This window comes from Aliihoeflea sp. 2WW (genome assembly GCF_000497755.1).
Taxonomy (GTDB): Bacteria; Pseudomonadota; Alphaproteobacteria; order Rhizobiales; family Rhizobiaceae; genus Aliihoeflea.
The window spans coordinates 16,735-39,446 of record NZ_AYOD01000068.1 but is presented as its reverse complement, the minus strand read 5'-3'; the positions used below and the strand labels follow the sequence as shown (position 1 = coordinate 39,446).

Sequence of the window (22,712 nt, the reverse complement as noted above, 5' to 3'; positions counted from 1 at the left end):
CGCCCTCCCTCCCCCTTGTGGGGAGGGATAAAGGGTGGGGGTCCCCTTCGAAAAAAACCACACAGCCCCCACCCCTCCCCACAAGGCGGAGGAAATTCGTCAGCCTCGCTCTCTTCCCTAAATCCGGGCGCCAGGCTGACAAACAGATCGCAGCGTAGCCGCCCTCCCTCCCCCTTGTGGGGAGGGATAAAGGGTGGGGGTCCGCCTTCGCAAAAACCACCCGGCCGCTAACCCTCCAAATCCACCCCGCAATCCGAGATAAACCACGGATTGGCAAACGCAGCCGCCTCCAGCTTTCCCGAACAGCCATATCTCAGCGCCTCGCCATCCAGCGTACGCGTGCGTCCGCCCGCTGCGCGCAGCACCGCGTCACCCGCCGCCGTGTCCCACTGCATCGTCGCCCCGAAGCGCGGGTAGAAATCCGCAGCTCCGCTGGCGATCATGCAGAATTTCAGCGACGAGCCGACCGAGACGATCTCCGCTTGCGGCAGCTTCGCCAGATAATCGTTGGTCTCGATCGTGCGATGCGAGCGGCTGGCGACCACCACCGGCGTCGGCCCGGGCGTTTGCGTGTGGATCTCTCGCCGCCCTTCGATCTCGTGATCGTCGGTCGTGCGCGCCATCTCGCAGCGGCCCGGCTGGCCGAGAAAGAGCTGGTGTCGCGCCGGCGCGTAGACGACGCCCAGCGCCGGCATGCCATCGACGACGAGTGCGATGTTGACGGTAAAATCCTCGGATCGGTTGACGAATTCGCGCGTGCCGTCGAGCGGGTCGACGAGGAAGAACATGGGGCCGAGGTCGGCCGGCATCAGCCCGGCGCTGACCTCTTCCTCCGCGACGATCGGTATCTGCGGAAAATCACGCCGCAGGCCCTCCAGAATGATCCGCTCGGCCTCGCGGTCTGCCCATGTCACCGGGCTGTCGTCGGTCTTGGTCTCGACCGCGCAGCCGCCGCGATAGGCGTCCATCACGATCCGCCCGGCGGCCAGCGCCAGGGGCTCGAGCCGCGTCAGTGCCTCGCCATAGTCGATCGTCATCCAGCGCCCGCCAGTCTTGCGCATCCCTTCCCCGCTCCTAGCAGAAAAATCCGCCCGCATCGCCACAATCGCAAGCGATCCCCAGAAGCAATCTTTGCGACGCCGCCAAAACACGTCAGGGCGCGGCGAAAACGTCGGCGTGCGAGCACCGGAGCGGAGCGTACATCAAGTACGTGAGCACCGGAGCGCAGGACGGCGGCGTTTGCAGCCCGCCCTCACGTGTTCTCCGATGGCTCGACGCGGAATCGGCTCTGCGCGAGTCGAAAATGGCAGGCCTTGAGAACCGGAGCGGAGCGTACATTTGGGTACGTGAGCACCGGAAGCGCAAAGGACTGCCATTTGCAGGCCGCGCAGGGGCGATTCCCTAGTTGTTGAGGAAGCGGAGATGCTCTTCCCACTGCACCGCATGCGCGACGATCGTGTCGAGATCGGCGTGGCGGGGCTGCCAGCCGAATTCGGCCTTGGCGCGAGCCGGATCGGCGACGATGGAGACGGCGTCGCCGGCGCGGCGCGCACTGGTGCGAATCTCGAAATCGCGCCCGACGACGCGTTTGACCGCATCGATCACCTCGAACACCGAATAGCCGGCGCCATAGCCGCAATTGGCCGTCAGGCTCTCGCCGCCCGCGCGCAGCCGCGCCAGCGCAAGGGCATGGGCGTCGACCAGGTCGCTGACATGGATGTAGTCGCGCACGCAGGTGCCATCCGGCGTCGGGTAGTCGGTGCCGTAGACGTCCATGCCGGCGCGCTTGCCGGTCGCCGCTTCCGCCGCGACCTTGATCAGATGCGTCGCGCCCTTGGTCGACTGTCCGGTCCGCAACCCCGGATCGGCGCCCGCGACGTTGAAGTAGCGCAGAACCGTATAGGCCAGATCATGCGCGGCGGCCGTGTCGCGCAGCATGATCTCGGTCATCAGCTTGGAGGTGCCGTAGGGCGATTCGGGCTTGAGTTCCGCGTTCTCGGCCACCGGCGACACGCTCGGCGTCCCGTAGACGGCAGCGGTCGAGGAGAAGATGAAGTGCGGCACGCCCGAACGCACCGCGCTTTCGATCAGCGCGCGCGATTTGACGGTGTTGTTCTGGTAGTAGCCGAGCGGATCGGCGACCGAATCCGGCACCACGACCGACCCGGCGAAGTGGATGATCGCATCGACCTTGCGCCGCGCGATCGTCGCCTCGACCAAATCCTGGTCGGCGATGTCGCCGACGACGAGTTCGGCCTCCGCGGGCACCGCCCAGTGGAAGCCGGTCGAGAGCCGGTCGAGCACGACCACGTCCTCGCCCTGGTCGAGGAGCCGCCAGACCATGTGCGATCCGATATAGCCGGCGCCGCCGGTCACGAGTACTGTCATGGTGAACTCTCAAGCCTTCGATTTCGGGCGTGATCATAGACGATCATGCTTGCCGCGGCGTGAAGGAATTCGTTCGGCTTGGCGAAAACAAGGCCGAAATGCTAGGTCGTGTCGACTCGACCAGCACTGAGAGATTTCCGATGACCGAACGTAGCTGCCTTGCGATCGTGCTCGCCGCCGGCGAAGGCACCCGAATGAAGAGCGCAAAGCCGAAGGTGCTGCACGAAGTCGCGGGCCTGCCGCTCGTGTGCCATGCTGCCCGCGCCGCGCAGGCTGCCGGACGGGCCGATCTCGCCATCGTCGCCGGGCGCCAGTCGGACGAGGTGCTGGAGGCCGCCGCGAAGGTCGCGCCGTCGGCCCGGCTCTACCTCCAGCACAAGCGCCTCGGCACCGCCCACGCCGTCCTCGCCGCTCGCGAGGCGATTGCGGAAGGCCATGACGACATCCTCGTCCTCTTCGCCGACACGCCGCTCGTTGAACCCGAAGACATCGCAGCGCTTCGCAAGGGCCTTGCGGAAGGCGCTGCGGTGGTCGTCATGGGCTTCGAGGCCGCCGATCCCACGGGCTACGGCCGCCTCCTCACCGAAGGCGACCGCCTCGTCGCGATCCGCGAGGACAAGGACTGCACGCCAGCCGAGCGCGCCGTCACCTTCTGCAATGGCGGGCTGATGGCAATTTCCGGCGAACACGCGCTGTCGCTGATCGAGGCCGTCGGCAACCAGAACGCCAAGGGCGAATACTACCTCACCGACATCGTCGAGATCGCCGCCGCGCGCGGCCTTGCCGTGGTCGCCACCACGGCAGCCGAAGAAAGCGTCCTCGGCGTCAACAATCGCGTCCAGCTCGCCGAGGCCGAAGGTGTCTGGCAGGCGCGCAAGCGCCGCGAGATGATGCTGGCCGGCGTCACGCTCGTGGCGCCGGAAACCGTGCATTTCTCGCACGATACGCAGATCGGCACGGACACGGTCGTCGAGCCGAACGTCGTCTTCGGGCCGGGCGTGACGGTCGGCGCACACGTCACCATCCATTCCTTCTCGCATCTGGAAGGCGCGACGATCGCCGACCATGGCGAGATCGGCCCCTTCGCGCGGCTGCGCCCCGGCGCGCGGCTTTCGGAGAAAGTGAAGGTGGGCAATTTCTGCGAGGTCAAGAATGCGGACGTCGCGCCAGGCGCCAAGATCAACCACCTCTCCTATATCGGCGACGCGAAGATCGGCGCGGGTGCGAATATCGGCGCCGGCACGATCACCTGCAATTATGACGGCTTCCTCAAGCACTTGACGCAGATCGGCGCGGGCGCCTTCATCGGCTCGAATTCGGCCCTCGTCGCGCCGGTTTCCATCGGCGACAACGCCTATGTCGCCTCCGGCAGCGTCGTCACCGCCGACGTCCCCGCCGACGCCCTCGCCTTCGGCCGCGCCCGCCAGGAAAACAAGGCCGGTCTAGGTGCACAGTTGCGCGAGAAACTGAAGGCCGAAAAACAAGCGCGCGCAGCAGCGAAGGGCTGAACGCCAACCGCACCTCCAGCCTGCCTGCACCGCATTCGATATGCGCGCTATTGCCCCACCGGCAGGGCGTTTTTGCAGTTGACCGCCCTGCCCCCGCTCCCTATGTTCCGCCGCAATTTCCGGGCCCTGCGGCCGGAAACTTTCGGGCCGACCCGCCCGTGGAGAGCGCGTAGCTCAGTTGGTAGAGCAACGGACTTTTAATCTGTAGGTCCAGGGTTCGAATCCCTGCGCGCTCACCATCGACAAAGCCTTACGGCGCAAGGCTTTCAGCGAATTCCGGCATAAGAACACAGCAAGAACGTGCGAGAAAAATATGCGACATGCGAGAAAATCTTCTCGCACGGCGTTCCTCACACGTTCCGGGGGCAGGCGCCGGCGATCTTCTGGCCGCTGCGGATGGCGTCGCCCATGAGGTAGAGAAGCGCCACAGCGCAGGGTCGCAGCTGGGGCAGCTCGCCATCCTCGGCGGTCTCGCCGATGAATCGCAAAGCCGTCACCAAGCCATCGAGATCGGCCAGCTTTTCTTCCACCCTGCACCCGCTGCATTCCACAATCTGCATCGTTCCACCCCTGCTATTGCCTCAATGTCAGGCTGTAGCGGATAATGTCGTCCGTCAAACTTTCGTGAGGCGATTCGGCAAGGGCTAACCCTGCCGCGTGGATAGCGGGCATGGTCAGCCCGTTCACCCTGTCGCTTTGCGTGATCTTCGGATGGATGTGCAGGGGAGCGCGCGTGACGGATTTAGCAATGATCGGCGGACTGATTGCTGGTTCGCTCTACGATCCGATTTTCCTGGCAATGCTGGCTGTAGCTGCCGCCGTCGGCTTGATCCGGTTCTGGTACGGGTTGGCGGCCGCCATGCTCATCTCGATTGTCTTTGCGGCGCTCCGCATCGCCTCGATTGACGCAAAACGCGCCGAACTCGGTTTGGCCGAGTTTCCCTATCCGGGGCACCTTGCTGTCGCGACGACGGCCACTCTTATGGCAGCTTTTGCCATAGTGGCCGTCGCGCGTCGGCTTCGCCAAAGATGATCACAGCCCGATCTCCGTCTCTCCATCGCCGTCGTACCATTCGATCATCTTGGCGATCGCGGCGTCGGCCATTTCCGGATGCTTTGCCAGGTAGTGCTTGAGGATGCGCGTGGCGCTTTCCAGCGTGTGGCCGGTGATGGCAACGATCTCGGGCACCGTGGCGCCGGCGAGCGCCTGCCAGGTCACCGACGTGTCGCGCAGATCCGCCTCGAAGAAGGGCTGGACGTCCTGCTTGCCCTTGCCGATCAGCGAGGGCGTCGATTTGCCGGCCTCGGTGCGCACCTGGGCGAAGCGCTTGCGGTAGCGGTCGCCATCGTCCGGATAGGGTTGCCAGCTCGTCTCGTCGAGGATGACGCGCGGATTGACGATCTCGGCAGCGCGGCGGCGCTCGGCCGAGGCCTTGAGCCGGTTGGTCAGCTCCGGGCTTTCCATGACGGCGACGATGGCGCCGGTCTTTGCCTGGCGAAAGACGCGCCGGCCGGCGAGCGTGCCCTTGTCGACCATCTGCAGCCGATCGGCCTGGCGCTGGCCGGTCCACACGCCCAGCACGATCATGTCGCCGATCTCCGGCCAGCCGAGCTTGTCGGCCGCTGCGATCAGCGCGTTGATTTCCGCGCGCGTGCCGAAGCGGATGCGCGGCGGCGGCGGCGACATGCCCAGCTCCTTGCAGGGGTTCTGTCCCTGGTTGAGCAGGAAGGTGAATTTGCCGCGCTTGCGGCCCCAGGAGAACATGACCGACAGCCAGGCGATGGCGCTGCGCGCCTGCGACAGCCCGCGCCTGGCAACCAGCTCCTCGTAGACGCCGAAGATGACCGGCTGCGTCAGCGCGTCGACGGGCGAGGCCCACACGTCCGGATGGTCCAGCTCGACCAGGCCGAGCTTCTGCTTGATGTCGCGGCGCGAGCCGGCGGCATAGACCGAACCGCGCATGCCGGCCTCGGCCGCGTCGCGAAATTTCAGGGAGCCGCGCACCGGGCTCGACCAGTCCTCATAGAGCTGCGCGACCGCAATGCCGGCGGTGGGAGCGCGCCGCTTGCCGGCGGCGGGCACGATGATGCCGCGCGCCTTTGCCCGCTACATAGAAACCATCAATCGCGACGACGATCTCGCCGCCATCGTGAAGGCCTGCCGCGCATGACGATTTCCCAATGCCTCGACGCCGCCGTCGCCGGCGGCGAACTCGCACCGGACGAAGCGGCCGCCCTGCGCCGCGACTTCGAGCGGTTTCGCGCAAACCGCGAAAATGGCGGCTCCTCGATGGCCGACGAGCAGGCCAAGGCCGACCTCATCGAGGCGCTGACGGCCGAGGCCGCGCACAAGCGCCGCAAGGCCAAGCTGGCGCTGAAGAACATCCAGGAGATCGACAACGACCTGCGCAACTGGAAGAACGCCAAGGGCGAATACGACATCGCGGCGGCTGCGCTGGACAAGCTCGAGCATTTCGGCACACGAAATTCTCCTCCGTCGCCGGCCGGCAAAAGGCCATCACCGGCATGGCGCATGCGAAGATGGAAGAGGCGCTGCACCATTTCCGGCGCGCCGCGTTCGGCGGCGACAAGACGCGCTGGAACAAGGCCCAGCTCGACAATATCGTGAAGGAGGCCTTCGGCGAGGATTCCGGCGATCTGGCCGCCAAGGGTTTCGCGCGCGCCTGGTACGACACGCATGAATGGCTGCGCCAGCGCTTCAACGCCGCCGGCGGCGCGATCGGCAAGCTGGAAAGCTGGGGCCTGCCGCAGCACCACGACCCGCGCGCCCTGCGCAAGGCGACGAAGGACGGCTGGAAGGAAGCGATCCGGCCCAAGCTCGACCTTGCCCGCATGCGCCATCCGCTGACCGGCAAGACGATCGAGGCGCGCGAGCTCGACGGCATTCTCGACGAGATCTGGCTGTCCGTCACGACCGATGGGTGGATCGACCGCCAGCCCTCGCGATCGCCCTTCGGCCGGGGGGCGCTTGCCAACCAGAACGCCGAGCACCGCTTCCTGATCTTCCGCGATGCCACGACCTGGATGGAATATCAGCGCGACTTCGGCGGCGGCGATCCGTTCGCCTCGATGATGGGCCACGTCAACAAGATGGCCCGCGACATCGCGGCGATGGAAATCCTTGGCCCAAATCCATCGGGCACCGTCGAATGGATGAAACAGGCGATCACGCGCGAGGCCGAGCTGGCGCAGTCGGGCGCGCTGCCCGAAGGGCGGCTGCAGGCGATCCGGCTCGGCGGCGTTGCTCCGGACGCGGCGCAGGATTATGCGCGCGGCCGCATCGCCCGCATCGATGCCGTCTGGCGATCGCTGCGGGGCGACCTGTCGACGCCGGTCAATGCCAAGGTGGCCAACACGATGGGCGCGGTGCGGCTCGATCATCACCGCTTCCGTGCTCGGCCAGGCCGCGCTTTCGGCCTTCTCCGACATCGGCTTTGCCACGGTCACGCGCCGGTTTGCCGGCCTCAACGAAAAGACAGCCGTGCCGGACCTGGTCAAGGCCTGGGGCAAGATGACCCGGCGCGAGGCCGTGCAGGCGGGCCTGATCCTCGATTCGGCCATGAACGTCTTCAACACCCAGGCGCGCTATGTCGGCACGCTGGGTGGCCCGGAATGGGCGAACTACATCGCCGATCGCGTGCTCACCTGGTCGGGCCTGACGCCCTGGACGCAAGCCTCGCGGCACGCCTTCGGCCTTGCCTTCCAGGCGGAAGCGGCCAACCGCGTCAATCTTGGATTTTCCGAGCTGCCGGATGCCTTCCGCCGCACCTTCGAGCGCTATGGCATCCGCCAGAAGGAATGGGACACGATCCGCCGCGCGCAGATCCACCAACGGGAAAGCGGCGGGCTGTTGCGCCCGGCCGAGATCGACGCCGTCGACCAGCGGCTTGCCGAACGCTGGCTGGAGATGATCCAGACCGAAACCGAATATGCGGTGCCGAACTCGTCGCACCCGGCCCGCACGGCGCTGCTCGACCAGAACCAGCCCGGCACGATCCATGGCGAATTCATACGCTCGGCTTCGCAGTTCAAGAGCTTCGGCGCCGTCGTCATGCTCCTGCACGGCGCGCGCAACTACAACATGTTCGCCGCCGGCGACAAAATCGGCGGCGGGAAGTATCTCACCGCCGTGCTCTTCTCGACGGCGATCCTGGGCGCGGCCTCGATGCAGGCGAAGCAGCTCGCCGCCGGGCGCGACCCGCGCGACATGACCGATGGCGGCTTCTGGGGCGCAGCCCTCCTGCAGGGCGGTGGCCTCGGCATCTATGGCGACTTTCTCTTCGCCGACATCAATCGGTTCGGCGGCGGCTTCGCCTCGACGATCGCCGGCCCTGTCGTGCAGCGGGCGAACGATTTCTGGAACCTGACCGCCGGCAACGCCATTCAGCTCGCATCGGGCGAGACGACGCATTTTGGCCGCGAGCTGGTGCGCTTCGCCAAGGGCAACATTCCCGGTTCGAACATCTGGTATCTGAAGCTCGCCTTCGAACGCGTCGTCATGGACCAGCTCGCGCGCGTCGCCGATCCGGAGGCCGACAAGGCGTTCAAGAATCGCCAGCAGTACTGGCGGCGATCGACAGACCAGGAATATTTCTGGCGGCCCGGCGAGCTGACACCCGATCGCGGCCCGGCACTGGATCGCGCGCTCGGCAATTGACCCGCGCCCGCGTGAGTCACGCTGCAGGCCTCATTGATCCGAGGCTTGCCCATGACCGCGACCCCCTACCCGCTGCCGCGCGAGACCCGCGAAACCCAGATTCTCGTGGGGAATGGCACCGCCGGACCCTACGGCCCCACCGCCTTCAAGGTATTTGACGTCGCAGACGTCGAAGTGTGGAGCCGTCTGGAAGGGGTAGAGGCCTTCACCAAGATCACCGCCACTGTCGTGAAGACGGCCGGTTTTGAGTTGGACACCGTCAGCGTCACCTTTCCTGCGCCGATCGCCGCCACGACCGAGTTTCTCGTCATGGCGCGACGTACCCACGAACGCCAGACGGCTGTCTTCAAGGGCGGCACGCTCAATGTTGCGGAACTCGAAAAGGAAATGTCGAAGCAGGCCAGCGTGCTTTCGGAGCTGCGTCGCGACGTCGATCGCGGTGGTAGCGCCGTGCCTGCGAAGCCGGGCCAAATGATCGTGTTCGATGCTGAAGGCCGGCCTATTCCTGGCATCTATGAGGGCCAGATCGCTGATGCCAAATCCTTCGCTGAACGTGCCGAGGCGGCCGCTGCCCTTGCCCAAGCCGGCGCCGGCGCTCCCGTGTTTTCAAACCGGGCCGTCGCAGCCGCCTACAATCCCGCTGTCGCGCCCGACTTCATCGTGACCGCGGGCTATGCCGCGTCCGGTGATGGAGGCGGAGCGCAATATCGAAAAGTCGGCGCCGAGCCATCCCATGCTGGAAAGCTGCAGACCTCGGACGGTAGCTGGTGGGAGATTTCCGAAGATGTTCTTGCACCGGAAATGCTGGGAGCCGTCGGCGACTGGAACGGTTCTGCCGGCACGAACAATCTCACGGCTCTGACCAATCTGCACGGACCTGCTCGCAATACAATTTACGAGGAAAATCTATTTGTAAATGTGACGTATGGCATCTTCGAGCGAGGCCGTGGTGCGATCATCCGCGACAATACATTCGGCCCCGGCGTCAAATATCCGGTTTACCACTGCCATGGTGGGGGGATTGAGTTTTACGACAATGTCGTTGACCATCTGATCTTCTTAACGCTTGCGGCTACCGGCCCCGAGGAAACTTCAGGATTTGGCGGAGCCCTGCAGGATGCTTATGCAGAATGCTTGGTTGTCTTGGGAGGCAATCTTGTTCAGTCTCAATCAGATACCGCGATCATGGTTCGCGATAACATCGGCCATGTGCGCACAAATCTAGTTCAGGCGCAGACCACTTCTGGAGTGGCGGTCGCGCTCGACAACCTCAGTGTCTATGACAATGACGTCGAGTTTTACCCTTCTTCGCCATCGGATGTGACCGCTGTTTACGGTAAGTTTGTGGGGTCGTCAGGGTCCAAGGTCAGCTTGCGCGGTGGGCGGCACGGTCCAAACCGACTGCGCACCGCTGCCACAAATACACAGCCCGTCCTCTACGGCGCAGGCTTCACGATCTCATCGAGCGCAGGCATCCCGATCCAATTTGGGCCAGGCAGGTGGTCAGTGCGGCTTGCTGACGATACGGTCACCTCTATTCCCGTGCAGCAACTTGGCCGCGACAGGCTTTTGGTGGCCGTTTCAGTTGAAGAAAGCGCCGGCTACTATTTTATGGGCTGGGTGCGGCGGGAGAACACAGAAGCCATCCAAATTAACGGAGCGCTCACAGAGGTCTTCGCTGCCGCAACTACGGGCACAAACGGCACCGACAGCCGACTCCAACTGCATTACGGCGATGGGAAGCTGACTATCGGCAATCGCATGGCTGGCACGCGATCTGTGAATGTTGAAATATTCTCGATGGGCTAGAAATGGGTCTGCCGTCTGTGGCATGAGCCGTTGATGGCAAACTTCATATTCGTTGTCGCTTGCGCGCAGCATTCAGAAGAGATTGCGCGATTTTTCGCCGGTCCCGATCTCGTTACATCTGAACTCGGGGCCGGAAACAGGTTCTTCTACCTATCCCGCGATGCCCACAACGATCATCGTGGCGGCGGAGCTGATTTCTTCAAGGGACATGCGATAGATCACGCTCAGCGGAAGCTGATATTCAGCGGTGCCGGCGAAGCTCCAGAAGTTACTTCGCCGGTTGAAGGCGCTTATCTGCGCGCCCAACAGATTGGCGACGCGGTCGTCGTCGGCAATGACGTGTTTTCGCAGTTGCCGCTTCTGCATTTCTCGGATGATGGCGTGTCGGCAATCTCGGACTCGCTCTTTGCGCTCACGCGATTGCGTCGCGTGCTCGGTCTACCTGTCCAAATCGACGAGCGGGCCGTAATTGGAAGGGCGTGGATCAACAGCATATCTGGTCAAGTTCTTTCTGAGCGGACCTCTGTCGACGGAGTGCGCTACGCGCTACCTGGCACCAAACTGAAAATTGACAAAGCCAGCGCAAAACTGACGGTTGATCGAACGCCAGCACGCGAATTTTTCAAGGAAGAAACGGGCGATTACGCCGAGACGATACGCGATGGCGCACAACGCGTCATAGCTTTGATGGCGACGATGCTTCAGGTGCCAAACTCCATGACCGGCATCAGTCTTTCTGGCGGTGCGGACTCGCGGATGCTTCTGGCCGCAGCGCTCGCTGTAGACCCCGAGCGTCGTACCCGCATAAACTCCAACGTCAAAGCGAAGCGTGATTTTTCGGTGGCGACCGACTTATCGAAAGCCTTTCACTTCGATCTCAATGGTCCTTCGCGAGTGCCCTTGTCCTTCCAGCGCCTCGACCAGATATCCCAATGGATGTTGTCTTGCGCCGGCATTTACGATCCGATGTATTCGCTCAGCATGAAGACGAAGAACCTAACGTTCTTCAGCGTCGCGGGACACGGTGCAGAACTCTATAAAGGGAACTATGGTTGGCGGTCTGTGGAGGCCGTGAACGCCACAATCCCCGAAGCGGAAGGGGCGTTCAAGGCCGAGGTGGCGGATGGCCTGGCTGCCATGGATGTCGACCCAGCCGACCCCTGGGGCTCGGAATGGCATTACATCGGGTATCGCAACGGCCTGCACGGCGGGCGCTCGACGATGACATCGCTGGTCTCGGTGAAGCCGCTGTTTCACCGCAGCCTTGTCGGCGTGTGCCACTCGCCGGCAAATGAATACCCGGCACCGCGCAAGTCGCAGCCGTCGATGGCAACCGATCTGCTGATAGCGATGAACCCGGAACTGGCAAAGCACCCGTTCGATGAGGACTTCAAGAACCTTGAAGCATCCTACGTGGACGAGCGGTCGCGATATCTCGGGCGCGTAGAAACCTCTGAGGCATACGAAATCGTTGGCAGCCCAGCCGACGTACATGCCGGCCCGCCTAACCAATTCTTCCAGATGGCCGAAAGCGAAGGGCTGACAGGCTCATTCACTGACGAGCGCCTGCTCGGCCTGCTTGATCGCGCGCTCGAGACCGCACCCGGCAGTATCTCGTCCGCAATGGCGCCCATGGTGATGGAAGCAAAGAAACTGAGAGAGCTGCCATCGAACGATCGATCCCGGACTGCGACCGGCAAGCTTTTATCTTTCCTCCATCTAGCTTGAACCGTCCTGCTCCACCTCGGGCCGGTCCCGGAACTGGTATGCGGGCGCAATTGACGCCCGCCGCGCGCGCTTAGTCTTCGGCTTCACAACCGGAGGTTGGCACCCATGCGTGAGAATTTCGTTCTGTCCCTTGGCTTCACGCTCGGTTTCGAGGGCGGCTATGTCAACCATCCGGACGATCCGGGCGGGTACACGAACAAGGGCATCACGCCGTCAAGGGCGATACGCTTGCCGCCGGCGTCGACGGCGCGACCTTCGACTATGGCGTCCATTCCGGCCCTGCAGCCGCCAGGCAGAGCCTCATGGCCGTGATCGGCGGCCCGGACCACGAAACGGTCAAGAGGCTTTGCGCGCGCCGCCTATCGATCTACCAGACGTTCAAGCACTGGAAGACGTTCGGCCGCGGCTGGACGAACCGGATCACGGCGGCCGAGGCCTTCTTCGTCGCCATGGCGCTGAAGGCGCAGAACGATTCCTGGGTGGTCAAGGGCAAGCTCGAGGACGAGGCGGCCGACGCCAAGCACAAGCAGACGCAACAGACGACAGGCGCCGGCGGCACCGGCGCGGCAAGCGGCACCGGGGCGACTTTCTACCCCGCCACGGGCGATGCGCTGGCCGGGTGGCTGCTCACCGGCGCGATCGCCGCCGGCGTGCTCCTGACCGCCTATCTGGTCTTCCGTGCCATCATCAACAAACGCCGCGCCGCCGCCTCGAGAGCCTGCCCAATGTCGTCGGACCCTGGCTCGAGGCCAATGGCGAGGCGGCGCAGACCGTGCTCAAGGCCTATTTCGCGGAGTTGCGCGAACGCGGCGTGACGCCGCTGCGCAACTGGGACGAAGGCCTCTGATCATCCCTTCGGAAGCCGGCGGAAAACTGCCGGCTTCCCGTTCCTGCGTTGCGTGAAGGTTCTTGATGAGCGATCCGATTCCAGACATCGAAGAAGGCACCGGCCGGCCCGTCGAGGCGGGCCTTTTCGGCGTCGCCGCCAATGCGCTCGCCGCCATCGGCACCATCTGGATCTTCCTCCTGATGTTCCTGATCGTCGCCGACGTCGTCGGCCGCAACTTCCTCTCGAGCCCGATCACCGGCGTCGCCGAGATGGCGGCGCGGTCGGTCGTCGCCATCGTCTTCCTGCAAATCTCCGCCGCGGTTCTCGCCGGCCGGATGACGCGCGCCGATTTCCTGGTCAACTACATCGCCAAGGCCGCGCCCGGCCTGATGCGCGCCATCGATATCCTGTTCCTGCTCATTGGCGCCGCCGTCTTCGCCGCCATCACCTATGCGTCTTTTCCGGGAATGACGAAGGCCTGGCGCAGCGGCGAATATTTCGGCGTCCAGGGCATCTTCACCATTCCGACCCTCCCCTTTCGCGCGATCATCGTCATCGGCTCGGTCGCCGCCATCATCTCCTACCTCATCCTCATGGTGCGGGCCGCCACGCAGGATGAAGACGCAGCGAAAGCCGGTTCATGAGTGCGCTTGCCATCGGCCTGATCCTGATCGCGGTCCTGATCCTGCTCGTCCTCCTCGGTCTGCAGATCGCCATCGCGCTCTTCGCCGCCGGCTTCGTCGGCATCTGGATCATCCGCGACAATTTCGAGCTCGCCATGCGGCTCCTGTCGGTCACCGCCTATAACGGCATCGCCGACTATCTCTTCGCGACGATTCCGCTCTTCGTCCTGATGGGGCTGCTGGTCTCGATCTCCAATGTCGGGCGCGATACGTTCGAGGTCGCCGAGGCGCTGCTGCGCCGCCTGCTCGGCGGGCTCGGCGTCGCGACCGTCGCCGCCAACACGGTCTTCGCCGCCGTCACCGGCGTGTCGATCGCTTCCGCCGCCGTCTTCACCAAGGTAGCGGTGCCCGAAATGGTCCGCCACGGCTACAAGACGTCCTTCGCCGCAGGCACGGTCGCAGGCAGTTCCGTCCTCGGCATGATGATCCCGCCGAGCCTGCTCCTCATCATCTACGGCGTCCTCGCCGAGCAGTCGATCGGCCGCATGTTCGTCGCGGGCGTGGTGCCGGGCATCCTGCTCGCGCTCGGCATGGTCGCCGTCATCATGGGCCTCGCCTTCTTCAAGCCCTCCTTCGTCTTCACCGACGTCGAAAAGGCGAAGTCGCGCCATGCCGAACGGGCCGGACCTAAACTCTCCGGCCGCGACATCCTCGTCAAGCTCGTGCCGATCCTGGCGCTCGTCGCCCTCGTGCTCGGTGGCCTCTACAGCGGCTTCTTCACGCCGACGGAGGCCGGCGGCATCGGCGCATTCGGCGCGCTGCTGATCGCGCTCGCGCGCCGCTCGCTGGACCGGCACCGCATCTGGGAAGTGCTGAAGCAGACCGGTTCCGTTTCGGTCGGCATCCTGATCCTGCTCATAGCCGCAGGCTTCTACAGCCGCATGCTTTCGGTCGCCGGCATCCCCGTCGCCATCGGCGATCTCGTGCAGGAAAGCGGCCTTGGGCCGTACGGCTTCCTGCTTCTCTACTGCGTCATCATCCTGTTGATGGGCATGATCCTCGATTCCTCGTCGATCCTCCTCATCATGGTGCCGATCGCCGCGCCCATCGCCGAGGCGCTCGGCTTCAACCTCATCCATTTCGGCATCGTCACGGTGCTGGCGGTCGAGATCGGCCTCCTGACGCCGCCTTTCGGCATCTCGGTCTTCACCGTCCATTCAACGCTCGCCGACAAGCGCGTCGGCGTCGAGCAGATCTTCCTCGGCACCCTGCCCTTCATCGGCGTGATGCTCGTCTGCCTCGTCCTGATCGCACTCTTCCCGGCCCTGACGCTCGCGCTGATCTGACCGCGAGCGCCATGAGCCGATGTCCTTACATCGGCCGGTGGTCGGCCTCTTCCTCGAAGGTCACCGCCACGTCGCCATTGGCCGACAGGCGCACCTTGTCGCCCTCGATGTCGGCGACGAGCGACAGCGGGATGAAGTGGTGATGGCCGCGATGCGAGCCTTCGCCGCTGTCCTTCTTCGTCAGCTTGATGCGGTCGCCCTCGACGTGGTCGACGGTCCCCACATGCACGCCATCGGCGCCGATCACTTCGGCATGTTCCTTGATCCGGCTTTTCTCGATCATGTCGATCTCCCTTCTTCCAATCTGCGTTAACGCGGTCCGGGTCGATTGGATGCTCGCCGCGCCCCGATCCTCGCGACGTTTGGCCACGCGTTTATGATTGGCAGATCGACCCCGCTTCGCGCTATCACGCGCACGAAACGGAACGGGACAGACGAATGGCGCTCGACGTCGGATATGTGAGTGCGGTTGCAGCGGGCGCGATCTCGTTCCTGTCGCCCTGCGTCCTGCCGCTCGTCCCGCCCTATCTGTGCTACATGGCCGGCGTCTCGGTCGACGAATTCCGCGAGGGCACGAAACCCGTCCGCGCACGCACCGCGCTCATCGGCTCGGCGCTCGCCTTCGTCCTCGGCTTCACCACCGTCTTCGTGGCGCTCGGCGCCGGCGCGTCGTCCGTTGGCGGCCTCCTGCGCGCCTGGCAGCAGGAACTGGCGATCCTCGCCGGCGTGCTCATCATCTTCATGGGGCTGAACTTCCTCGGCATCATCCGCCTGCCCTTCCTGTCGCGCGAGGCGCGCTTCCAGGCCAATGTCACGCCTGCCAACGCCTTTGCCGCCTACATCATGGGCCTCGCCTTCGCCTTCGGCTGGACGCCGTGCATCGGCCCGGTCCTCGGCCCGATCCTCACGCTCGCCGGCGGGCGCGAGACGGTCGGCGAAGGTGCCATGCTGCTCGCCGCCTATTCGCTCGGCCTCGGCATCCCGTTCCTGATCGCGGCTCTGTTTTCGGGCGCCTTCATGCGCTTCCTCGGCCGCTTCCGCGTCCATCTCGGCCGCGTCGAAAAAGTGATGGGCGGCCTCCTCGTCGTCGCCGGCATCCTGTTCCTGACCGGCGGCATCCAGACCGCCTCCTTCTGGCTCCTGGAAACTTTCCCGGCGCTCGGCCTTCTCGGCTGACGAACAGGCATGCTAGACCGCCTTCGCAAATGCGAAGGAGCGCGTGAATGGAATTCGACACCAAGTTCGAGCCGCATTACGGCCAGGCGGTCCCCGTCGCCGACGGGCTCCTGCGCCTCACCGTCAACAATCCCGGCCCGTTCACCTTCCACGGCACCAACAGCTACATAATCGGCACGGACACGCTCGCGATCGTCGATCCCGGCCCCGAAGACGAAGCCCACTATGCCGCGCTCCTGAAGGCCATCGCCGGCCGGCCGGTCAGCCACATCTTCGTCAGCCACACGCACCGCGACCACTCGCCGCTCGCCGCCCGCCTCAAGGCAGATACCGGCGCGCTCATCATGGCCGAAGGCCCGCACCGCTCCGCCCGCCCCTTGCGCATCGGCGAGATCAACCCGCTCGACGCCAGTGCCGACACCGACTTCGCCCCCGACCATGCGCTCGCCGACGACGAACTCGTCCGGGGCGACGGCTGGGCCGTCCGCGCCATCCACACGCCCGGCCACTGCGCCAACCACGTCGCCTTCGCCATCGAGGATACCGGCATTCTTTTGTCGGCCGACCACGTCATGGCCTGGGCCACCTCCATCGTCGCCCCGCCGGATGGCGCGATGTCGGACTTCATGGCATCGCTCGATCGCCTGGCGACCCGCGACGACGCGATCTACCATACCGGCCATGGCGGCCCGGTCACCAATCCGCGCGCCTTCTTGCGCGGCTTGCGCACCCACCGCAAGATGCGCGAGCGCGCGATCCTGGAACGGCTCAAGGCCGGCGACCGCACCATCCCCGACATCGTCACCGCCATCTACCGCGACACCGACCCCCGCCTCCACGGCGCCGCCGCCCTCTCCGTCCTCGCCCACCTGGAAGACCTCGTCGCGCGCGGGCTCGTGGCGGCAGAGCCGGAACCGTCCATCGATGCGGTGTATCGACTGGCGTAGGGTGCATCGAAGAAGGTCGAGGCGCCGACAGGTCGAGGCCTGGACCCCTGTGACAAGCACAGGGGTCCAGGCCTCGCCATCTCCACCGCGCAACCGTCGCCGAAGCCCCTACTCCTCCTCGACGATCACCCCCGTCATCACATCGACCTCATAGTCGAGCGCGTCGAGAAAATTGCCGATCCGCTTGGCGTTTTCACCTTGGTCGTGGCCGCCGAAGCGCGAGGCGGAGCGCATGTCCACGCGGGTGGTCGCGCCCTCGGCACGCAGACGGATTGCAACGTCCGATGGAAAGCCGAGAACGTAGGAGTAGCCGATGAATTCGAGCGTCTCGCCGTCCGCCGCGGATGTCCGCCCGAGCGGGACGAAGCCGCGTGCGGTCGCGACCCGCAGCACCGCCTGCGTCACGTCGGCCAGCGGCAGCGCGTAGCTGCGGGCGACGAGTTCGGGATAGGCCGCGGCCATCGCTTCGGCGTCGGCAGGCGAGATCGCCATGATCGGGTTCATCCGTACGTCGCGCCCGTCGGCGGCGGCGGCGAAGGCGGGCGGCATGGTCCGGTCGGTGGAAATGTCGGTCAGCCTTGGATGGGCGAAGAAGCCCTGCAAGCCCACCGCGAACGGCGCCAGCACGATCGATGCAAGCAGCAGCCCGACGACCGCAGCGCCCGTCCCCGCATCGTCCTCGATCCAGATGCGCCGCAGCGCGAAAATGGCGAAAACCAGCGCGATCAGCGCGAGCGCGGCGACGATGCCGAGCACCCACAGGAATTCGGGCGTCGGGACCGACCCGAACCGATGCGCCAGTGCCGCCAGCGCGAACAGCACCAGCGCGAAGAATGCGAGCCCGCGCGCCGGGCGCGCCTGCGGCGCATATTGTCGATAGTCGTCCCGCGCCATGTCGTCAGTTCTGGTTCGTCAACATCATGGCGCGGGTTCTAGCACGCTTACGCGGCGCTGGAAGCCGTCGGCAGCTCATATCCCTTGAACTGGTCGCGCAGCGTCGTCTTCTGGATCTTGCCGGTCGCCGTGTGCGGGATTTCGTCGACGAAGGCGACGTCGTCCGGCATCCACCATTTGGCGATCTTGCCTTCCATGAAGGCCAGAAGCTCCTCCTTCGAGGGGTTCTTGCCTTCCTTCCTGACGATCACCAGCAGCGGCCGTTCGTCCCATTTGGGATGCACGATGCCGATCACCGCCGCCTCGGCAACGTCGGGATGGCCGACGGCGATGTTCTCGAGGTCGATGGTCGAGATCCATTCTCCGCCCGACTTGATCACGTCCTTGGCCCGGTCAGTGATCTGCATGTAGCCGTTCTCGTTGATATGGGCGACGTCGCCCGTATCGAACCAGTTGTCGGCGTCGAACTGCTCCTTGCCCGCCCCTCCGTAATAGCCGGCCGCGACCGCCGGGCCGCGCACCTTGAGACGGCCGAACTTCTTGCCGTCCCAGGGCATCTCCTTGTTCTCGTCGTCCGTCACCTTCATCTCGACGCCGAACGGTGCGTAGCCCTGCGTCTGCTTGATGTCGAGCAGCGCATCGCCGGTCGTCGCCGCATATTCCGGCTTGATCGTCGCCAGCGAGCCGAGCGGCGACATCTCCGTCATGCCCCAGGCGTGGATCACCTCGACGTCGTAGTTCTTTTCGAACTTCTCCGTCATCGACCGCGGGCAGGCCGAGCCGCCGATCACCACCTTCTTCAGATGCGGCAGCTTCAGATCGTTCTTTTCCATGTGCTGGAGCAGGAGCAGCCACACGGTCGGCACGGCTGCCGTGAACGTCACCTTCTCGGTCGTCAGCAATTCGTAGATCGCCTCGCCGTCCATGCGCCCGCCCGGCATCACCAGCTTGGCGCCGATCATCGGGCTCGACTGGGCAAGGCCCCACGCATTGGCGTGGAACATCGGCACCACCGGCAGGATCGTGTCGCGCGAGGAAAGCCCCATCGCGTCGGGCATGCAGGCCAGCATCGCGTGGAGCACGTTGGAGCGGTGCGAATAGACGACACCCTTCGGATCGCCCGTCGTGCCGGACGTGTAGCACATGCCGGACGCGGCCTTCTCGTCGAGCGCCTTCCAGGAATAGTCGGAATCGGTCTGGCCGATCCAGTCCTCATAGGCGACGACGTTCGGCAGCGACGTCTGCGGCAGGTTCGCGCCGTCCGTCAGCACGATCACCTGCTTCAGCGACTTCACCTCGGCCGCGATCTTCTCGACCAGCGGCAGGAAGGTCAGGTCGACGAACAGCGCCTTGTCCTCGGCGTGGTTCATGATCCAGGCGATCTGCTGCGGGAAAAGGCGCGGGTTCAGCGTGTGGTAGACGCCGCCCATGCCCATGATGCCGTACCAGGCTTCGAGATGCCGCGCGGTGTTCCAGGCGAGCGTCGCGATCCGGTCGCCGACCTGATAGCCCTCCTGTTCGAGGCGCTTGGCGACCTTCAGCGCGCGGCTGCGCACATCGCGATAGTTGGTGCGGACGATCGGCCCTTCGACGGAGCGCGAAACGATCTCCCGGTTCGGGTGCTGGATCGCCGCGTGATCGAGAATCTTGTGGCACAGAAGCGGCCAGTCCTGCATCAGTCCGAGCATATAATCCTCCCTGTTCGAACGGAGCGCTATTTTGTTCGGATCGTGGCCGGTGTCCAGCAAAACCAGCGCCGTTGTCAGAAAGTTCAATGGCTTGTCCGCGTCATATTCGAGCCGCGATTGAACGCGACCTTTGCCGGCGACGGGGCGGCATCGACAGACGGAAAAACGCGATGAAAAAGGCGAAAAACGCCCCGACTAAGTCCGCCCCTCTTCCCATCGAAGCCACGAACGATCTTTCCACCGCCATCCTCGACGCCGTCTGCGCCGGCGACGGTCCGAGCTTCGAGGAGCGGGTGCGCTCCGCCGTCGATGATCTGCCCGCCCACTTCCTCTTCCACATGCGCATCGACCTCGAACCGGCCATGGACGTCGCCGCCATCGCCACGGCCGACAGCGAGACCGCCGACTTCCTCATCGTGCGCCAGAGCGAGGGCGGCGACGTCGCCATCGAACCGGCCGCCGATTCCGATCTGCCGATCGCGGCCCTCATCCCCGCCTATGCCGGTCTGGCCGCCACGCTTCCAACGGCGGCCTGACTGGACCAGTCCGACTGGACCAATCGAACCAGCATCCGAGCGGGGTTCTTAGCGGATCGATAAACGGCTAGTCTCCGGGCAACCCCCAGGAGACAGCCATGCTCGACCAGCCCCCGCTCACGAACCTGCAGACCCGCGACATCGAGGCGGTGCTGCATCCCTATACGCCGCTGCACAAGCTGAAGACCAACGGCCCGCTCGTCATCGAGCGCGGCGAAGGCGTCTTCGTCTACGACACGCAGGGCAAGGACTATATCGAGGGCATGTCGGGCCTGTGGTGCGCCGGCCTCGGCTTCGGCGACGAGGAGATGGTGGAGGCCGCGACCCAGCAGCTTCGCACCCTGCCCTACTACCACCTGTTCGGCGCCAAGGGCATGGAGCCCGCCATCGAGCTCGCCGAGAAGCTCAAGGAAATCGCGCCGGTGCCGATCTCCAAGGTGTTCTTCACCTCCTCGGGCTCGGAGGCCAACGACACTCAGGTCAAGCTCGCCTGGTACATGAACAACGCGCTCGGCCGGCCGAACAAGAAGAAGATCATCTCGCGCCAGAAGGCCTATCACGGCGTGACCATCATGGCCGCCTCGCTCACCGGCCTGCCCTATAATCACATCGGCTGGGACCTCCCCGTCGACCGCGTCGTCCACACCGACTGTCCGCATTTCTACCGCTTCGGCGAAGCTGGCGAGACGGAGGAGCAGTTCGTCGCTCGTCTGGTGAAGTCGCTCCGCGATCTGATCGAACGCGAAGGACCCGACACGATCGCCGCGATGATCGCCGAGCCGATCATGGGCGCCGGCGGCGTCATCGTCCCGCCCGCCACCTATTTCGCCGAGATCCAGAAAGTGCTCGACGAGCACGACATCATGATGATCTCCGATGAGGTCATCAACGGCTTCGGGCGCACCGGCAACTGGTGGGGCGCGCAGACGGTGGGCATGACGCCGAAGACCATCTCGGCCGCCAAGCAGCTCACCGCCGCCTACGCGCCGCTCGGCGCGGTGCTCGTCCCGCAGGACGTCTACGACGCCTATGTCAGCCATTCGGAAAAGATCGGCACGTTCGGCCACGGCTTCACCTATGGCGGCCATCCGCTTGGCTGCGCGCTCGGCGTCAAGGCGATCGCGATCTACCAGCGCCGCGACATTCTCGGCCATGTCCGCAACATGACGCCGACCTTCGAGGCGCGCCTCAAAAAGATCGCCGATCATCCGCTCGTCGGCGAAGTGCGCTCGGCCGGTCTCGTCGGCGGCGTCGAGATGGTGGCCGACAAGGCGACCAAGCGCTCCTTCGATCCGAAGAAGGGCGTCGGCGCCCAGATCGCCAAGTTCTGCGAAAACCGCCGCGTCATCCTGCGCGCCATCGGCGACACCATCGCCTTCTGCCCGCCGATGATCATCACCGAGGCCGAACTCAACGAGATGTTCGACCGCTTCGAACTCGCGCTCGCCGACGCCGAGGCGTGGGTCGACAAGGAAGGCCTGCGCAAAGCCGCCTGACGAAATGGCGACCGGCCTTACGTTCCAGGCCGGTCGCCCACCAAAATTCCATCTTGCGCGGTCATTCCGCCAGAACGGCCTGCACCTGACCGCGGAGCCACCGATGGGCACCGTCGGTGTCGTATCGGCGGTGCCAGTACATGCCCATGTCCATCTCCTCGAAGCCCACCGGCAGCTCATAGATCGCCAGCCCGAGTTCGGCGGCAAAGCGCTGCGCATATTGCGCCGGAAGCGAGCCGATGACGCCGCCCTGCGCGATCGCGAGCGCGACTGCGTGAAAATGCGGCATGGTCAGCACCACGCGCCGCCTGCGCCCCCTCGCGTTCAAAGCCGTGTCCACGCTCGTCGACAGCCCGCCATCGGTGGAACAGACCACCTGCGGCAGCGAACAGAAGATGTCGATAGGGATCGTGTCACCCGCCGCAATCCCGGCAGCAGACAATCCCTCGTCGTCCCGCCGGGCCGCCGCGACGAGGCGCGACCTGAATAGATACTGAAAGGCGGCCCATTCGGGTATCTCGACCGGCGGCGCCAGTGTCAGGTCGATCGTGCCGGCCGAAAGCACATGCGGCATGGCCCTCGGCCCGCCGTCGAGGAACTGTAGCAGGACGCCCGGCGCGGCGCCCAGCACACGCACTGACAGTTCCGGCATCAGCATGGTCGAGAAATAGTCGGAGCCCAAGAGCCGGAACGTCCGGCGCGACGTCGCCGGGTCGAACACGGCCTGTTCGGAGAAAACGCTGTCGATCCGGCTCATCGCCTCGCGCACGGCTTCGCCCAGCGAGGCGGCGCGGGGCGTCGGCACCATGACGTTGCCCTCGCGGATGAACAGCGGGTCCCCCACGAGATGGCGCAGGCGATTGAGCGCCGAACTGACCGCCGGCTGGCTGAGCCCAATGCGCTCGCCCGCCCGCGTCACGGACCGCTCGCTCATCAAGGCGTCGAAGACGCGCAGCAGGTTGAGATCCAGCGAGGCGATATTCATCGGGTCGATCCGGCCGATACGATCATTCAATTACCAGCAAAGGTTGCCGCAGCGTAATCTATCTCATGGCGTCCGGTCGAG

General features: G+C 64.8%; 22 protein-coding genes and 1 tRNA gene. 14 read left to right on the top strand and 9 right to left on the bottom strand.

Features of this window, described 5'->3' with window-relative positions; all coding sequences use genetic code 11:
- Positions 1-227 precede the first annotated feature (227 nt).
- Positions 228-1,061, bottom strand: coding sequence for a 3'(2'),5'-bisphosphate nucleotidase CysQ (gene cysQ / locus ALII_RS0120730; RefSeq protein WP_024589131.1), 834 nt, complete (start codon positions 1,059-1,061; stop codon positions 228-230).
- A 340-nt stretch (positions 1,062-1,401) separates the two neighbouring features.
- Positions 1,402-2,388: a UDP-glucose 4-epimerase GalE gene (galE, locus tag ALII_RS0120725; RefSeq protein ID WP_024589130.1), complete on the bottom strand. Its 987-nt coding sequence runs from the start codon at positions 2,386-2,388 to the stop codon at positions 1,402-1,404.
- Between the two features lie 140 nt (positions 2,389-2,528).
- Between galE and glmU the strand changes: the two genes are divergently transcribed.
- Together glmU and ALII_RS0120715 are read left to right on the top strand one after the other, a co-directional pair.
- Positions 2,529-3,896, top strand: a complete 1,368-nt coding sequence (glmU, locus tag ALII_RS0120720) for a bifunctional UDP-N-acetylglucosamine diphosphorylase/glucosamine-1-phosphate N-acetyltransferase GlmU (protein WP_024589129.1) — start codon at positions 2,529-2,531, stop codon at positions 3,894-3,896.
- A 163-nt stretch (positions 3,897-4,059) separates the two neighbouring features.
- Positions 4,060-4,135, top strand: a tRNA-Lys gene (locus ALII_RS0120715).
- A gap of 111 nt (positions 4,136-4,246) precedes the next feature.
- Here the strand turns inward: ALII_RS0120715 and ALII_RS0120710 are convergent.
- Entirely contained in the window at positions 4,247-4,456 is a 210-nt protein-coding gene (locus ALII_RS0120710) for a hypothetical protein (protein WP_152529708.1), read from the bottom strand.
- A gap of 110 nt (positions 4,457-4,566) precedes the next feature.
- Here ALII_RS0120710 and ALII_RS0120705 point away from each other — a divergent pair, with 110 nt between their 5' ends.
- Complete coding sequence (locus tag ALII_RS0120705) at positions 4,567-4,929, top strand: hypothetical protein (RefSeq protein ID WP_024589127.1); 363 nt, start codon at positions 4,567-4,569, stop codon at positions 4,927-4,929.
- Here ALII_RS0120705 and ALII_RS0120700 read toward each other — a convergent pair whose 3' ends face one another.
- Positions 4,930-5,979 carry a hypothetical protein gene (locus tag ALII_RS0120700; protein WP_024589126.1) on the bottom strand — a complete coding sequence of 350 codons (1,050 nt, stop codon included), beginning with the start codon at positions 5,977-5,979 and terminating at the stop codon, positions 4,930-4,932.
- A 38-nt stretch (positions 5,980-6,017) separates the two neighbouring features.
- Entirely contained in the window at positions 6,018-7,298 is a 1,281-nt protein-coding gene (locus ALII_RS23010) for a hypothetical protein (RefSeq protein ID WP_024589125.1), read from the bottom strand.
- Here ALII_RS23010 and ALII_RS0120690 point away from each other — a divergent pair.
- The 7 genes from ALII_RS0120690 (at position 7,255) to ALII_RS0120660 (ending at position 14,909) form a co-directional block, all read left to right on the top strand.
- Positions 7,255-8,574 (top strand): hypothetical protein, encoded by a 1,320-nt coding sequence (locus tag ALII_RS0120690; protein ID WP_152529707.1) that lies wholly within the window; start codon positions 7,255-7,257, stop codon positions 8,572-8,574. The two genes, ALII_RS23010 and ALII_RS0120690, sit on opposite strands and share 44 nt — an antisense overlap.
- Before the next feature lie 51 nt (positions 8,575-8,625).
- Positions 8,626-10,383: a hypothetical protein gene (locus ALII_RS0120685; RefSeq protein WP_024589123.1), complete on the top strand. Its 1,758-nt coding sequence runs from the start codon at positions 8,626-8,628 to the stop codon at positions 10,381-10,383.
- 33 nt (positions 10,384-10,416) lie between these two features.
- A complete protein-coding gene (locus ALII_RS0120675; protein WP_152529706.1) occupies positions 10,417-12,111 on the top strand; it encodes a hypothetical protein in 1,695 nt (564 codons plus the stop codon).
- 105 nt (positions 12,112-12,216) lie between these two features.
- Positions 12,217-12,423, top strand: a complete 207-nt coding sequence (locus ALII_RS23210) for a glycosyl hydrolase 108 family protein (RefSeq protein WP_035450342.1) — start codon at positions 12,217-12,219, stop codon at positions 12,421-12,423.
- Entirely contained in the window at positions 12,414-12,926 is a 513-nt protein-coding gene (locus tag ALII_RS0120670) for a hypothetical protein (protein ID WP_024589120.1), read from the top strand. Before ALII_RS23210 ends, ALII_RS0120670 begins: the two co-directional genes overlap by 10 nt.
- A gap of 97 nt (positions 12,927-13,023) precedes the next feature.
- Positions 13,024-13,584 carry a TRAP transporter small permease gene (locus ALII_RS0120665; protein ID WP_024589119.1) on the top strand — a complete coding sequence of 187 codons (561 nt, stop codon included), beginning with the start codon at positions 13,024-13,026 and terminating at the stop codon, positions 13,582-13,584.
- On the top strand, positions 13,581-14,909 hold the full coding sequence (locus ALII_RS0120660) for a TRAP transporter large permease (protein WP_024589118.1): 1,329 nt from the start codon (positions 13,581-13,583) through the stop codon (positions 14,907-14,909). Before ALII_RS0120665 ends, ALII_RS0120660 begins: the two co-directional genes overlap by 4 nt.
- A gap of 25 nt (positions 14,910-14,934) precedes the next feature.
- On the opposite strand, the gene ALII_RS0120655 is transcribed toward ALII_RS0120660, so the two are convergent.
- On the bottom strand, positions 14,935-15,192 hold the full coding sequence (locus tag ALII_RS0120655; RefSeq protein ID WP_024589117.1) for a DUF2171 domain-containing protein: 258 nt from the start codon (positions 15,190-15,192) through the stop codon (positions 14,935-14,937).
- Between the two features lie 155 nt (positions 15,193-15,347).
- On the opposite strand from ALII_RS0120655, the gene ALII_RS0120650 reads away from it, so the two are divergent.
- The gene (locus tag ALII_RS0120650; protein ID WP_024589116.1) at positions 15,348-16,085 is read left to right on the top strand and encodes a cytochrome c biogenesis CcdA family protein; all 738 of its coding nucleotides are present in this window, start codon (positions 15,348-15,350) and stop codon (positions 16,083-16,085) included.
- A 47-nt stretch (positions 16,086-16,132) separates the two neighbouring features.
- Positions 16,133-17,032, top strand: coding sequence for an MBL fold metallo-hydrolase (locus ALII_RS0120645; RefSeq protein WP_024589115.1), 900 nt, complete (start codon positions 16,133-16,135; stop codon positions 17,030-17,032).
- A gap of 108 nt (positions 17,033-17,140) precedes the next feature.
- Here the strand turns inward: ALII_RS0120645 and ALII_RS0120640 are convergent, their stop codons facing one another.
- Together ALII_RS0120640 and ALII_RS0120635 are read right to left on the bottom strand one after the other, a co-directional pair.
- Entirely contained in the window at positions 17,141-17,926 is a 786-nt protein-coding gene (locus tag ALII_RS0120640; protein WP_024589114.1) for a DUF1499 domain-containing protein, read from the bottom strand.
- Between the two features lie 47 nt (positions 17,927-17,973).
- The gene (locus ALII_RS0120635) at positions 17,974-19,614 is read right to left on the bottom strand and encodes a fatty-acid--CoA ligase (protein WP_024589113.1); all 1,641 of its coding nucleotides are present in this window, start codon (positions 19,612-19,614) and stop codon (positions 17,974-17,976) included.
- A 170-nt stretch (positions 19,615-19,784) separates the two neighbouring features.
- Here ALII_RS0120635 and ALII_RS21755 point away from each other — a divergent pair, with 170 nt between their 5' ends.
- Together ALII_RS21755 and ALII_RS0120625 are read left to right on the top strand one after the other, a co-directional pair.
- Positions 19,785-20,150 (top strand): hypothetical protein, encoded by a 366-nt coding sequence (locus ALII_RS21755; protein ID WP_024589112.1) that lies wholly within the window; start codon positions 19,785-19,787, stop codon positions 20,148-20,150.
- A gap of 98 nt (positions 20,151-20,248) precedes the next feature.
- Positions 20,249-21,646, top strand: a complete 1,398-nt coding sequence (locus tag ALII_RS0120625; protein WP_024589111.1) for an aminotransferase — start codon at positions 20,249-20,251, stop codon at positions 21,644-21,646.
- A 61-nt stretch (positions 21,647-21,707) separates the two neighbouring features.
- Here the strand turns inward: ALII_RS0120625 and ALII_RS0120620 are convergent, their stop codons facing one another.
- On the bottom strand, positions 21,708-22,631 hold the full coding sequence (locus tag ALII_RS0120620) for a LysR family transcriptional regulator (RefSeq protein WP_024589110.1): 924 nt from the start codon (positions 22,629-22,631) through the stop codon (positions 21,708-21,710).
- Positions 22,632-22,712 lie beyond the last annotated feature (81 nt).